Here is a 12,665-nt window from a genome sequence, read left to right as displayed (position 1 = left end):
AAGCAAAAAAACAGCCGCACGCGGCGGCTGTTTTATGGGCACTGCAGAATGGACTACAAGGATCAGCGGTTGCCGCGATCGACGGTGTCGGACGAGTTCGAGTTCAGAACGTCCTTGGCATCACCGTATTTTTCCTGCACTTTGCCTTCGGCCTGGTTGGCCAGGCCCTTGGCCTGCTGCTCGGAGCTGCCGACGGCCTTGCCGACTTCTTCCTGGATCTTGCCGCCGATGTCTTTGGCCTTACCTTTGATTTGGTCGCTGTTCATGTTGAATCTCCTATCGGTTTAAATCCGCTGCATGACTGCATGCGGTATGACTTCATATTAAGCTTGCCATCGCAATGATTCTGTTCGGCGATTAACACAAATATAAAAGTCGTTGTCAGGCTTCAGGTTTGCGCCAGACGCTCGCCAGCCAGGGCTGCTGCTCGCGCGGCAAGCCGCTCGGGCGGTAGTAGTGACGCAGCGGAACGAAACCGGCCCCGACCAGGTAGGATTCCCACGCCGGATAATCGTGGAAGCAGCCCCAGCGCGGACCATGCCAGCCTTCCTGGTTGTCGCCGCGCGGATTCGAGCTGAACAGCACACCGCCGGGCTTGAGCGCCGCGTGCAGCTTTTCCAGCACCGCGGGCAGCAGGCTGCGCGGCACGTGGAACAGCGAGGCGTTGGCGAACACGCCGTCGAACAACCCTTCAGACAGACGCAGCTCGAGAAAGTTCTGGTGCAAGACCTCGCAGCCGCTGTATTCGCGCGCCATGTCAACGAAGTTGCGGCTGCCGTCCAGGCCGATCGCGACGTGGCCGAGGGCGCTGAAGGTTTTCAGGTCGCGTCCCGGGCCGCAGCCGAAGTCGAGGATGGTGAGCGGACCCGGCGCGTCGATCGCCTCCAGCAGGGCATGGATGTTCTGGCTGACGTCGTGGTCGACGGTGCCGTGGAAGAAGCGCTGCGCGACGCGGTCGTAGTGATGCAGCGTGCGCCGGGAGATTTCTTCGAAATCGCCGTGGAAGTCGTGCGTGCGGAATGACTCGTTCATGACCGCCTCCATGCAAAACGGGTGCCGGACCATTCTAGCCCGGCACCCGTTTGTCATGGCGCACTCACGCGCGGGGACATGCTTACCAGACGCGCACGCGCTCCTCCGGCGGCAAATACAGCGCCTGGCCCGGCTGCACGTCGAAGGCCTTGTACCAGGCGTCGATGTTGCGCACGGTCGCAGTGCGGTATTCCGGCGGCGCGTGGCCGTCGGTCAGGATGCCGCGCCGTTCGGCCGCTTCGCGCATCTTGGTGCGCCAGCTGTGCGCATAGCCGATGAAGAACTGGCGGTCGCCCTCTTCGCCGGCGGCTTTGGCGCTGTCCTTCCCGCCATCCTTGGCGCTCGAGGCCTTGTAGGCATCGTAGGCGGCCGACAGGCCGGCCAGGTCGGCCAGGTTCTCGGACAGGGTCAGCTGGCCATTGACGGCCAGGTCCGGGAACGGCTTGTAGCTGTTGTACTGCGAGACCAGCTTGGCGGTGGCTTGCTGGAAGTGCTCGCCGTCTTCCTTGGTCCACCAGTTGCGCAGGCGGCCCTGGGCGTCGAATTGCGAGCCCTGGTCGTCGAAGCTGTGGCTGATCTCGTGGCCGATGATGGCGCCGATCGAGCCGTAGTTGGCGGCGTCCGACGCCTTCGGATCGAAGAACGGCGGCTGCAGGATCGCGGCCGGGAAGTTCAGCGCGTTCTGCAGCGGCAGGTTGACGGCGTTGACCAGCTGCGGCGGCATCGACCATTCGGTGCGGTCCGGCTTCTGGCGCAGCTTGGCAATCTGCCGGGCGGTGTAGAACTCCTCGGCGCGCAGTGCATTGCCAAAGGCGTCGCCCGGCACGACCTTCAGGCCGGCATACGACTTCCACTTGTCCGGGTAGCCCACGCCGACGTACAGCACCTTCAGCTTTTCCTTGGCCTGGGCGCGCGTGGCCGGGGCCATCCAGTCGAGCTTGTCGATGCGCTTGCCGAAAGCGTCGACGATGTTGGCCACCATCTGCTGCAGGCGCGCCTTGTTCTCGGCCGGGAAGTACTTGGCCACGTAGATCTTGCCGACCGCCTCGTCGAGCGCACCGTTGGTGGCGCCCAGTGCACGCTTCCAGCGCGCCGACTGCTGCGGCGTGCCGCTCAACGCCTTGCCGTAGAAATCGAACTTCTGGTCGGCGAAGGCTTTCGGCAGCACGCTGGCCATCTGGTTGATGCGGTGGAAGGCCAGGTAATCCTTCCAGGTCGCCAGGTCGATCTTGTTGACCAGCGCGGCCTCGCCCACGGTCGCGCTCGGGTGCCAGACGATGAACTTGCCCTGGTCGCTCAGGTGCGCGGCCTTGAAGAAGGCTTTCCAGTCCATGCCCGGCGCCTTCGTCTCGAAGTCCTTCACGGTCCACAGGTTGTCGGCCTTGAGCACGTCGGCCGAATCGGCGCGCGTGCCGTGGCTGTTGGCGATGTCGACTTCGAGCGCGAACACCTTGGCCGCGCGCGCTTCGGCATCCGCGAAGCCGGCCTGCTTGAGCATCGTGGCGATGTACTGCTGGTACTTGGTACGCAGCTCGGCCATCTTCGGATTGTTGTCGAGGTAGTAGGCGCGGTCCGGCATGCCGATGCCGCCCTGCAGCAGGTAGGGCATGTTGTGCGCCGGATCGTGCAGGCCCGGCGCCACCCACAGGCCGAAGATGTTCTCGGTCTGGAAGTTGGTGTTGTTGAGCGGGTCGACGTCGGCGCGCAGCGTCTCGCCCAGCGCGCGCGTGAGGCCGGCCTTGTCCTTGATCGCGTCGATGTTGGCCAGCAGCGGCTTGAGCGGCGCTACCCCGCGCGACTCGATCTGGCCTTCGTTCATGTAGGTGGTGTAGAAGTCGGCCACCTTGCGCGCCTCGCCGCCGGCTTTCTTGTCTGCGGCGGTGTCTTCGATCAGCTTGACGATGCGCTGGTTGGTGTCCTCGGCCAGGCTGGCCATCGCGCCCCAGCCGGAGCGGTCGGCCGGGATCTCGGTCTTGGCCAGCCAGTCGCCGTTGGCCCAGGTGAAGAAATCGTCGCCGGGGCGCAGTGCGGCTTTCGGCGCCGCGGCGGCCTGGGGTGCCGCCGGTGCAGCCGGTGCCGCCGGTGCAGCTTGCTGGGCGGCGGGCGCGGCGGGCGCCGACTGGGCCGCTTGCGCGGCATCCGCCATGCCGGCGGCGAACGATGCGCCGTACAGGGCCAGGACGATGGCGGTTTTGATGGGGGTCCAGCGAATAGTCATTGATGTCCCTTCAGTCATAAGTCGCGTTATAAGAATCCCGATATTGTACGAATGTCCAGACTGGCGCTCGCGAAAAAACTTCAAAATATTTTCAGAAAACCCTAAAGTTCCCGAAAGCCCAGCCGTTAAGTGCTTAGATACCCGGTAATCCGGCCGTAAATCTTCACTCCCGGTGCGAACATGACGTCCAACGAAGTCCTTGATATGTATGAAAATATCGCTGCCCTGAGCGGCCGCATGGCGCTTGCCGCACACGACGGGGACTTCAACCGCCTGGCCCAGCTGGAAACCCAGTGCGCGCTGCAGGCCGCAGGCGCCCGCGCCGGCGTCCCGGCCCTGGAAGGCGCCCAGCGCAAGCGCAAGATCGACCTGCTCAAGGAAATGATGGCCAACGACCGCGCCGTGCGCGAGATCACCGAGCCGTGGCATGGCCAGCTCGATCGCGCGATGGCCGCGCACTGAAGCTTGCGCCAGCCGGCCTGCGCCGGCGCCCCGACCAGCCCTCTTCCACGCAAGTCGAAGCGGGTTTTTTCATGCCCGCGTCTATCCCTTGGCCGCGACCTCGCGCTGCGCGGCCTGGATCGCGGACAGATTCCCTTCGATCCAGTCGGCCAGCGCCCGCGCGCGGCGGCCGATTTCCTCGCCCAGCGGCGTCAGACGGTATTCGACGCGCGGCGGCGCCGCCGCATGCACGATGCGCTGCACGAAGCCATCCTGCTCCAGCCAGACCAGGGTCTGGGCCAGCATCTTTTCGCTGATCCCGCCGACCCGGCGCCGCAGCTCGCCGAAGCGCTGCGCGCCGTCCATCAGGGCCGCCAGCAGCAATACGCCCCAACGGCCGGTCACGTGGCGCAGCACGTCGCGCGAGGGGCAGTGCTCGGAAAAGATGTCGCCGCGGGTTTCGGGCCGGACGTCAGCGCGGACGTCAGCGCGGACCTCGGCGCCGGCGCTGCCCCGTGCGTCGTCCAGGGTCTCGGCCCGCTGCTCGTTTCCCGGCTCGGCGCGCTGCAAGCGTCCGAATGGCGTGTCGCTCATGTCCCCTCCTTCGTCGATCGATAGCCGACCCTCATGGTAACGACAACTCGACCATAAGGGCAACACACATGGGGACAAATGGAAAAGCCCGCACGACGATCGTCTGTGCGGGCTTTTTGGAATGGGGAGAGCGATCACCAGGCATCCCCTGGCGTCGCCTCTTGCCGGTTGCATCCGGCGTCCGCATGCACATGGCAGGCAAGCGGACCGCTTCCGGGGACAGGCGCTTATTCAGCGGTCATCCGGTGTCCGCGCCACGCCATCGGTGGTGGCTGCGCCGGATCCTGACCCGTTTTTCGTGATTTTTTCGATCACATGCGGATGAGTATAACCCAGAATGATTCGTCGTTGACAAGTGTTTATCGGGATTATTTTTGTCATCGGCGCAACTTATTCCAGGCTCGGCTCGACGACCGCCGCGTCCGCCGGTTCAGCCCTGGCGGCGGGTGCCGGCTGAGCACCGGCGCCCTTGCGCAAGCGCCGGCGCAGCTTGTCCAGCAGGCCCGGCTCGCCCGGGATGTCGACATTGCGCGCGCGCTTGGCGCGCGCTTTCTTCAATAGCGCGACGCCGGCGCCGGCCAGCGCCAGCAGCGCCAGCCCGGCGCCGATCGCGCCGAGCGGCAGGTCGTCGTCGGCCGGCGCGGTCCTGGGCTTGTGCGGGACCAGCGGCTTGATCGAGGAGATCGGCTTGGGACCGGGCGGCGCAGCCGGCTTGGCCTCGGGCTTGGGTTCGGACTTCGGTTCGGGCTGGGGCTCGGGCTTCGGCTCGGGCTTCGGTTCGCGCTTGGCTTCGGCGGGCGGAGTGGCGGTCGTGTCCGGCTTGACGGGGCCGTGCGGCGCCGGCGCCGGTATCGGCGTGGGGGCCAGGTGTCCTACCGTTGCCGCTGCCGCTGGGGTTGCACCTGCACCTGCCGGCTTGGGGCCGTCCACGCCTGGCGTCACGCCCAGGCGCGCCTGCAAGCCTTTCACCCGCTCTTCCAAATGGCCGATGCGAGTGCGCAGCTCGGCATTCCTGGCGCCCAGAGCGGCGCACGACTGGGCGCCGCCATCCTGCGGCGCGCAGGCGGCCGGCACGGCGCTGTGCAGCGGCGCCGGCGCTGGCAGCGGCAGCGGCAAGGCGAGCGGCGCATGCGGCGCCCGCACCGGTGCAGGCTCGGATGCGCGTGCCGATGCCGGGCCGGCGTCGGCTGCCGGCGCTTCGCTGGGACGCGAACGCCGCGCCGGCGCGACCTCCGGCGCGGATGGCGCGGCCGGCGTCGCCGCCCCTGTCCCGCGCGCGTGCGCGGGCGTGAACACGTGCGCAGGCCCGCCCGCCTGGGCGAACGCCGCCGCAGGCGCGATCGCGGCCGCCGGGGCCGCGACCGGCGCAGGTACGGGCGCAGGTACGGACGCAGACACGGACGCGGGCGCCGGACGCGGATCCGGCGTCAGCCACAGCGTCGCCAGCCGCACCACACGCTGGCCGTGGTCGAGCAATTCGAGGTAGAGGTGCAGGTGGTCGGCGTCGACCGGGCGCAGCGTGGTCGCATGCAGGAACTGGCGGCCGTCGCGCCGCATCACCGACAGGGACAAGGTCGACAGCGCCGGCGGCAGCGCGATCCCGGCGCCGCTGTAGACCTCGGGATCGGCCAGGCGCACCTGGACCGGCGCGTGCGCATCCTCGAGCATGGTCAGCTCGATGTCGGCGACCAGCTGCTGGCCGATGTGCGACGACACCCTGGCGTCGCCCAGCTCGGCCGCACCGGCGGCGGTAGCCCAGGAAACGCCGGCGGCGGCGATGGCGATCGGCAGGATGAGAAAGTAAGGGATGCGGCGCTGCATAAATAGGTGAATTCGAAGCCTCAGCGTCGTTAACGGCCATTGCGGTACACTCTTTAGCGCACGCGCCACCAACTTATCGACCCAACCTATCGACACCACAGGACCTTGTATGGAAAACAGGATTGAGAAGGACAGTTTCGGCCCGATCGAGGTGCCGGCCGGCCAATTGTGGGGCGCCCAGACCCAGCGCTCGCTGCACCACTTCCACATCTCGACCGAGAAGATGGCGCCCGAGCTGGTCGCCGCGCTGGCCCAGGTCAAGCGCGCCGCCGCCGCGGTCAACCGTTCGCTCGGCAAGCTCCCGGCGGACAAGGCCAACGCCATCATCGAGGCCGCCGACGAGGTCCTGGCAGGCCGCCACCCGGCCGAATTCCCGCTGTCGGTCTGGCAGACCGGCTCGGGCACCCAGAGCAACATGAACATGAACGAGGTGCTGGCCAACCGCGCCTCCGAACTGCTGGGCGGCGAACGCGGCGAAGCGCGCCTGCTGCACCCGAACGACCACGTCAACATGGGCCAGTCGTCCAACGACATGTTCCCGACCGCGATGCACGTGGCCGCCGCCATCGCCACGGCAAAAGAAGTGCTGCCGGCGCTGGCCAGGCTGCGCGGCACGCTCGAGGTCAAGTCGCGCGACTTCGCCGACATCGTCAAGATCGGCCGCACCCACCTGCAGGACGCCACCCCGCTGACGCTCGGCCAGGAATTCTCCGGCTACGTCGCCCAGCTGGAATTTTCCGAGCACGCGATCAAGTCGGCGCTGCCGGGCCTGCTGCTGCTGGCCGCCGGCGGCACCGCGGTCGGCACCGGTCTGAACGCGCATCCCGAGTTCGCCAACCGCATCGCCGCCGAGATCTCCTCGCGCACCGGGTTGCAGTTCAAGTCCGCCCCCAACAAGTTCATGGCGCTGGCCGGCCACGACGCCATGGTCGCCGCCCACGGCGCCTTCAAGACGCTGGCCACGGCGCTGATGAAGATCGCCAACGACGTGCGCTGGATGGCGTCCGGGCCGCGCTCGGGCCTGGGCGAGATCACGATCCCGGAAAACGAGCCGGGCAGCTCGATCATGCCGGGCAAGGTCAACCCGACCCAGTGCGAGGCGATGACGATGCTGTGCTGCCAGGTGCTGGGCAACGACGTCGCCCTGAGCGTCGGCGGCTCGATGGGCAACTTCGAGCTGAACGTGTTCAAGCCGATGATCGCCCATAACTTCCTGCAGAGCGCGCGCCTGCTGGCCGACGGCATGCGCTCGTTCGACGAGCACTGCGCCCAGGGCATCGAGCCGAACCGCAAGCGCATCGGCGAACTGATGGAGCAGTCGCTGATGCTGGTGACCGCACTGGCCCCGCATATCGGGTATGATCGCGCCGCGCAGATCGCCAAGACGGCCCAGCACGAGGGACTGACGCTGCGCCAGGCGGCGCTGCAGTCGGGCTTCCTCGACGAGGCGCAGTTCGACCAGTGGATCGTGCCGATCGAGATGACGCGGCCGAGCCCGGCTTGAGCCGAGCCGAGCCGAGCTGACCCGAGCTGACCGTCAGCGCTTGATACGTCGTCCCGGCCCAGGCACTGCCTGCGCCGGGACGACTGTTTTTACGGCGCCGCACAAGCAAACCCAACAGTACGGCACCTATTTTTGACCGAGGATAAAATGCAAACAACAATTTTCGATTTGACATCGGAGTTCATCGAACTCAACCAGCTGCTCAAGCTCGTCGGCGTGGTCGACAGCGGCGGCGCCGGCAAGCACGTCGTTGCCAGCGGTGCGGTGTCAGTCGACGGCAAGAAGGAACTGCGCAAGACTGCCAAGATCCGCGCCGGCCAGGTGGTGACGCTGGGCGACGTGAAGATCACGGTGCGCTGATACTGCACTGATGCTGCAATGCGGCGTACTCGGGGTGCATGTGGCGAACCCTGCAGGCGCACTGCGTTAGCCGTTCCCAACCCTAGGGATCAGGTTTGCGCACTGACAAACTTGGGCAGTCCTCCTTCTCTATATTGAAGACGTAACATACGGCTTAAGGTGAGGAAGATGGAAACCCCAGACCACAGCTCCATGACGCAGCAAAGGCTGATCGGCGATCTGCGTCTCGTCATCGAAAACGCGGAAGAACTGCTGAAGAACACCGACCACTACACCGGCGTCGTGTACCAGAACGCCCGGGCCAAGCTGGCCACGGCGCTCAATACCGCCAACGAGGAACTGGCGCGCTTCGAGGAGGAACAGCTGTCGCGCATGATGGAAGCGACGCGCGCCGCCAACGAACTGCATCACGACGACAGCGGCGAAGCCCGCATCCTGCGCGCCTTCCGCTATCACTGAGCGCGGGGCGCGCCGCATGGCGCTGCGCTGCGCCGCGCCGCGCAGTGTTACCCCGGTTGTCGCCGAGGCCGGGCGCCCTGCCCTGCCATCACCCCGCACTGACCTCGATCACGACCCGCGCCCCCAGCCAGTCGCGCAGGCGTGCGCCGACGTCGAACGCCTCGTCCAGCGCAAAGGCCGCGTCGAACGCGGCGCCGAAGGTGCCGCCTGCAGCCAGGCATGCCAGCGCCGCGTGTTCGGCCGCATCGATCGGCTTGACCTCGCTCTGCCAGTGCGCGCGCAGCACGCGCGCGTGGCCGGGCGCGTCGACCGCCGCCGGGAACGCGCCATCCGGCTCCTGGTGCGCCAGCCACAGGGCCGGCGTATCCCAGCGCGAGGCATGCAGGCGCAGCGCCGGATGCAGGCCCGCGCGCGCCGCTTCGAAAGCCTCGGGCGTGAGCGTCTGCAAGACGGCAGAGGGATCGATGCCGGGGTCGGCGTCGGCATCCGGGGTATAGCCGGCTTCGTGCACCAGCCATTCGAGGCGCGCCAGGTCCGGCGCGTACGGCAGCGCGGCGGCCGGCGCGAAGCTGTCCAGAAAGGCCGGCAGCGCAGCGCCGAAACGGTTCAGGTCGGGGTCCAGCGACGGGTGTGCGCGTCCGTACGCGCGCGCGAGGGCTTCGAAAAAATCGTCGCCGACCAGCTGGCGCAGCACCGGGTAGCTGGCCGTCAGCGCGCGGCTCCAGTGGGCGCCGAGATTGCCGCGATAGATCGCCAGGCGCGACGGCCTACCTTTCAAGAGCGGCGCCAGGGCTGCAGACGCGCCGGCGTCGAACAGCGCCGCGCCGAAGGCGGCTTGCCAGCGGGCGACGTGCTCGTGATCATGCGCCGATGCGGGCGCGGCGTGCATGGCGTGTTCCCGGCTAGGCCCGGCGATACCGGATCGCGCCGCCGGCGCGGGCGCGGGCGCCGCCTGCCCGGCACGCTGCGCCGGCCCGCCTTCTTGTGCATGGACCGCCACGATGCCCACCCCGGCCGCCGCCCCGCCCCGCACCTGCGCCTCGATCGCGCGCGCCGCGGCCGCTTCCTCGAGCAACACGGCCAGCGGCGGCAGCGCGCTGTCCCACTCGATCAGCGCCGGCGTCGGGCCGAGCAGTTCGAGGGCGGTGCGGTACAGGTCCCACACCGGCGCGGCGACGCGGTCGCCATGGTGGTCGATCAACAGGCCGTCGTCGTCCAGGTGGCCGCCCAGGTGGATTTCGCCCACGCTGCCGGGCGGCAGCGCCGCCAGCGTGCGCAGCGCGGCCTGCGCATCCTCGCCATGGTTGACCGCGTTCACGTACAGGTTGTTCACGTCCAGCAGCACGCCGCAGCCGGTGGAGCGCACCAGTTCGGCCAGGAACTCGGCCTCGCTCATCGCGTCGCCGCGAAAGCGCAGGTAGGCCGAGACGTTCTCGATCAGGATGCGCCGGCCGAGCGCGTCCTGCACGCGCCCGATGCGCGCCGCCACCAGGCCGAGCGCGGCGCGGTCCAGCTGCATGGGCAGCAGATCGTTCAGCTGGCGGTCGCGCAACGCGCCCCAGCTCAGGTGTTCCGACACCAGGGCGGGCTCGATCGCACGCACCAGGGCGCGCACGCGCGCGAGGTGGTCGTCGGAAAAGCCGTGCGCCGAGCCCAGCCCCAGGCCGACGCCGTGCAGGCTGACCGGATAGTCGCGCCGCAGCGTGCGCAGCACGTGCCAGTCCCAGCCGGCGCGCGCCAGGTAGTTTTCGCTGTGGACTTCGATCCAGCCGACCTTGGGCCGGCGCTCGAGAAAGGCACGGTAGTGCGGGGCGCGCAGGCCGATGCCGATGCCGATGCCGATGGCGTTGCCGGTGTCGATGCCGCCCGTGGCCCGGGTCTCGGGCATGGTCATGGGTTGCCTGCCGTATGTCCGGGGATGAAGCGGCTCAGCGGTTCAGCGGCCCTGGGACTCGACCTGCGCACCCGGCGCGGTCTGCGCTGCCGGCTTGTCCTGCTGCTGGGGAGGATTGAGCTTGCCACCGACCTTGTCGCATGTGCCCTTCGGCACGTATTTCCATTCGCCCGGGTCGCTGTCGGTCGCGGCCATGCCGGCGCAGCCATGCACGGCGGTGCCGCAATCGTTCTGGCCGGCCTTGGCGATGCCATAGCATTTGTCCTGGTCGCTCTTGCCCTGCGTATCCATCTGGCCGCCGGCCGAAGCGTTGGCCGCGCACACGCTCGCGAGTGCGGCGGCGATCAGTGCGTGACGTTTATTCATGGTTTCTCCTGTTGATGAGCTGCACGTAGGCATGCGCGCCCGCAATACTAACATCGGTGTGGAATCGGTGCGGGGGGAGCCGCTTCGGATCGGTCCGCCCGGCGGGCGGGGTTCGTACACCGGCGAGGGGCGGCCTTGTGGACTGCGCGCGCATGCGCGACAGCGATATGGCAGGGCTGGAGCGGCTGGAATCGCAACGAAGCGCGCTGTTTCCTTGCGATTCCGATTATGTGGCCTGCCCCGGTGCGCCGGGTACGTGGTGCGATAACGCGTCGACGGGAGCGCCTGTTGACAGCGGCCGCGAATTTTTTTGCGGATCGCTCGGGCGCCGGTGTCCGGGCGGTCGGGCTCAGGCAGTCGTATTAATGTGGTTGCCCAGGTGCGGCGGCAGGTTCTGCGCCGGCGTCACCGGCGGCAGCGCGGCCAGCAGCTGGGTTGCGGTGGTGGACTGGATGTCCTGGGCTTTCTTGAGCATCGTCATGCTGACATCCTGGCGCAAGCCGGTGTCGGCGATGCTGGTGGCGAGTTTGGCGATACCGGTGACGTCCATGCTGCTCTCCTGTTGGGGGTGATCCACCGTTAACGTCAATACCCGCGCGAACTTTAGGCGATTGATGCGATCCGTCCCATGACCCAGCGCAGCACGGCTTCCGGGTCGTCGAGATCGAGCCAGGCCACGTGCGCCGCCAGCTGCGCCGGCCGCGGCGCGTTCGACGCCACCGCGGCGATGTGCGGATCGTCCGGGTACACCGGCGCCTTGCCGACTTCCGGCCGGAACACTTCCAGCTTGGGCAGGGGCTCCCATTTGTAGCCTTCGACCAGGGTCAGGTCGGCCGGCGCGAGGCGCTCGAGCAGTTCGGCCAGCGGCGGCTCCTCGTTGCCGCGCAGCTCGCGCATGATGGCGATGCGGTACGGCGAGGCGATCATCACCTCGGCCGCGCCGGCCGTACGCAGGCGCGCGCTGTCCTTGTGCGGCGGCTCCAGCACGATGTCGTGGTGGCTGTGCTTGACGACGTTGACGCGCACGCCCCGCCCGGCCAGCTGGGCCACCAGGTATTCCAGCAGCGTGGTCTTGCCGCTGCCCGACCAGCCGATCACCCCCAGCACGGGCGTTTTTATAACGCCTGCAACTTCTGCAACTTCCATCTTCGATTCTTCAATATTCTTCAGTAAGCGGCGATTCAGTACGCGACACGGTAGCGCACCCCGCGGAAATTCATGACGGCCGCGTGCGGCAGCAGCTTCTCGAGCACCAGTCCCGGCCCGACCTCCTCGCCTTCGTGGCGCAATCCCTTGTCGACCAGCACCAGGCGGTCGGCCGGGTTGGCCGAATACATATAGCCGCCGAAGCTCACGCGCGGGATCTGCGCCCGGACCGACTCGGGCAACTGCTGCAGCAAGGGCAGGCTGCCTTCGGCCGCGGCCGCGGGTGCGGACACCGGGGCGGCGGGCGCGGCCTGCGCCTGGAGCGGCGCCGGGGCGGCATTGACCGGCGCCGGCGCGGCGTTGCGCGCATCGGCGCCACCGACGGCTCCAGCCGGCGGCGACGCGGGCGCGCCTGCGCGCGTTTGCGCCGCGCGCGGCGGCGCGGACAGCGGCGCAGGCAGCGATTCCGGTGCACGTACCGCCAGCGTGGCCGCGGCGGTGCCGCCGGCGGCCGATGGCGCCGGGTGCATCGCCGATGAGGTCGTGGAGCTTGGCGCCGATGAGGCCGCCGATGGCGCCGCGGCCACCGCCTGCGGCGCCTGCGCGACCTGCACCCCGGGCGCCGGCGCCCGATGCCACAGCAGCGCCGCGCCGGCCAGCGCCACGACCACGCCGGCGCCGACACCGAGCAAGAGCGGCTTGCGGCTGCCCGCCAGCTCGTTACCGGCAGCGGCGGAAGCCTGCACCGGCTGCGGTGCGTGGATGGTCGGCGCGTTGCCGAGCTGGCGTTCGGCCTGCGCCTTCTTCAGGGCTTCGAGGATATAGGACAT

Annotated in this window: 14 protein-coding genes; 4 read left to right on the top strand and 10 right to left on the bottom strand. The window is 68.1% G+C overall.

Annotated elements, in window-relative coordinates; all coding sequences use genetic code 11:
• Window positions 1-62 precede the first annotated feature (62 nt).
• From FA90_RS01195 to FA90_RS01185, 3 genes are all read right to left on the bottom strand, one after another.
• On the bottom strand, window positions 63-266 hold the full coding sequence (locus tag FA90_RS01195) for a CsbD family protein (protein WP_036165034.1): 204 nt from the start codon (window positions 264-266) through the stop codon (window positions 63-65).
• Between the two features lie 115 nt (window positions 267-381).
• Window positions 382-1,032 carry a bifunctional 2-polyprenyl-6-hydroxyphenol methylase/3-demethylubiquinol 3-O-methyltransferase UbiG gene (locus FA90_RS01190; RefSeq protein WP_051972072.1) on the bottom strand — a complete coding sequence of 217 codons (651 nt, stop codon included), beginning with the start codon at window positions 1,030-1,032 and terminating at the stop codon, window positions 382-384.
• Between the two features lie 82 nt (window positions 1,033-1,114).
• Window positions 1,115-3,250, bottom strand: a complete 2,136-nt coding sequence (locus tag FA90_RS01185) for a M13 family metallopeptidase (RefSeq protein ID WP_156116532.1) — start codon at window positions 3,248-3,250, stop codon at window positions 1,115-1,117.
• Window positions 3,251-3,454: 204 nt separating this feature from the next.
• Between FA90_RS01185 and FA90_RS01180 the strand changes: the two genes are divergently transcribed.
• The gene (locus tag FA90_RS01180) at window positions 3,455-3,712 is read left to right on the top strand and encodes a flagellar protein FliT (RefSeq protein ID WP_239700472.1); all 258 of its coding nucleotides are present in this window, start codon (window positions 3,455-3,457) and stop codon (window positions 3,710-3,712) included.
• Between the two features lie 81 nt (window positions 3,713-3,793).
• On the opposite strand, the gene FA90_RS01175 is transcribed toward FA90_RS01180, so the two are convergent.
• The gene (locus tag FA90_RS01175) at window positions 3,794-4,285 is read right to left on the bottom strand and encodes a helix-turn-helix domain-containing protein (RefSeq protein WP_081933556.1); all 492 of its coding nucleotides are present in this window, start codon (window positions 4,283-4,285) and stop codon (window positions 3,794-3,796) included.
• Window positions 4,286-4,675: 390 nt separating this feature from the next.
• On the bottom strand, window positions 4,676-6,106 hold the full coding sequence (locus tag FA90_RS01170) for a hypothetical protein (protein ID WP_036165030.1): 1,431 nt from the start codon (window positions 6,104-6,106) through the stop codon (window positions 4,676-4,678).
• Window positions 6,107-6,215: 109 nt separating this feature from the next.
• On the opposite strand from FA90_RS01170, the gene fumC reads away from it, so the two are divergent.
• The 3 genes from fumC to FA90_RS01155 all read left to right on the top strand — a co-directional run bounded on the left by fumC (window position 6,216) and on the right by FA90_RS01155 (window position 8,429).
• Window positions 6,216-7,610, top strand: coding sequence for a class II fumarate hydratase (gene fumC, locus FA90_RS01165; protein ID WP_036165028.1), 1,395 nt, complete (start codon window positions 6,216-6,218; stop codon window positions 7,608-7,610).
• Between the two features lie 147 nt (window positions 7,611-7,757).
• Window positions 7,758-7,970 carry an RNA-binding S4 domain-containing protein gene (locus tag FA90_RS01160; protein ID WP_036165026.1) on the top strand — a complete coding sequence of 71 codons (213 nt, stop codon included), beginning with the start codon at window positions 7,758-7,760 and terminating at the stop codon, window positions 7,968-7,970.
• A 168-nt stretch (window positions 7,971-8,138) separates the two neighbouring features.
• Window positions 8,139-8,429, top strand: a complete 291-nt coding sequence (locus tag FA90_RS01155; RefSeq protein ID WP_036165024.1) for a DUF883 domain-containing protein — start codon at window positions 8,139-8,141, stop codon at window positions 8,427-8,429.
• A gap of 88 nt (window positions 8,430-8,517) precedes the next feature.
• Here the strand turns inward: FA90_RS01155 and FA90_RS01150 are convergent, their stop codons facing one another.
• The 5 genes from FA90_RS01150 to FA90_RS01130 all read right to left on the bottom strand — a co-directional run bounded on the left by FA90_RS01150 (window position 8,518) and on the right by FA90_RS01130 (window position 12,665).
• Window positions 8,518-10,323 (bottom strand): DUF692 family multinuclear iron-containing protein, encoded by a 1,806-nt coding sequence (locus FA90_RS01150; protein WP_307170282.1) that lies wholly within the window; start codon window positions 10,321-10,323, stop codon window positions 8,518-8,520.
• A gap of 42 nt (window positions 10,324-10,365) precedes the next feature.
• The gene (locus FA90_RS01145; protein WP_051971302.1) at window positions 10,366-10,689 is read right to left on the bottom strand and encodes a DUF2282 domain-containing protein; all 324 of its coding nucleotides are present in this window, start codon (window positions 10,687-10,689) and stop codon (window positions 10,366-10,368) included.
• A 349-nt stretch (window positions 10,690-11,038) separates the two neighbouring features.
• Entirely contained in the window at window positions 11,039-11,239 is a 201-nt protein-coding gene (locus FA90_RS01140; RefSeq protein ID WP_036165021.1) for a YjfB family protein, read from the bottom strand.
• 53 nt (window positions 11,240-11,292) lie between these two features.
• On the bottom strand, window positions 11,293-11,835 hold the full coding sequence (gene mobB, locus FA90_RS01135; RefSeq protein WP_051971301.1) for a molybdopterin-guanine dinucleotide biosynthesis protein B: 543 nt from the start codon (window positions 11,833-11,835) through the stop codon (window positions 11,293-11,295).
• 35 nt (window positions 11,836-11,870) lie between these two features.
• On the bottom strand, window positions 11,871-12,665 hold the full coding sequence (locus FA90_RS01130) for a general secretion pathway protein GspB (protein WP_036165017.1): 795 nt from the start codon (window positions 12,663-12,665) through the stop codon (window positions 11,871-11,873).

Origin of the sequence: Massilia sp. 9096 (assembly GCF_000745265.1) — a bacterium.
Lineage (GTDB): Bacteria > Pseudomonadota > Gammaproteobacteria > Burkholderiales > Burkholderiaceae_D > Telluria.
This window is presented reverse-complemented; position numbering and strand designations above follow the sequence as displayed.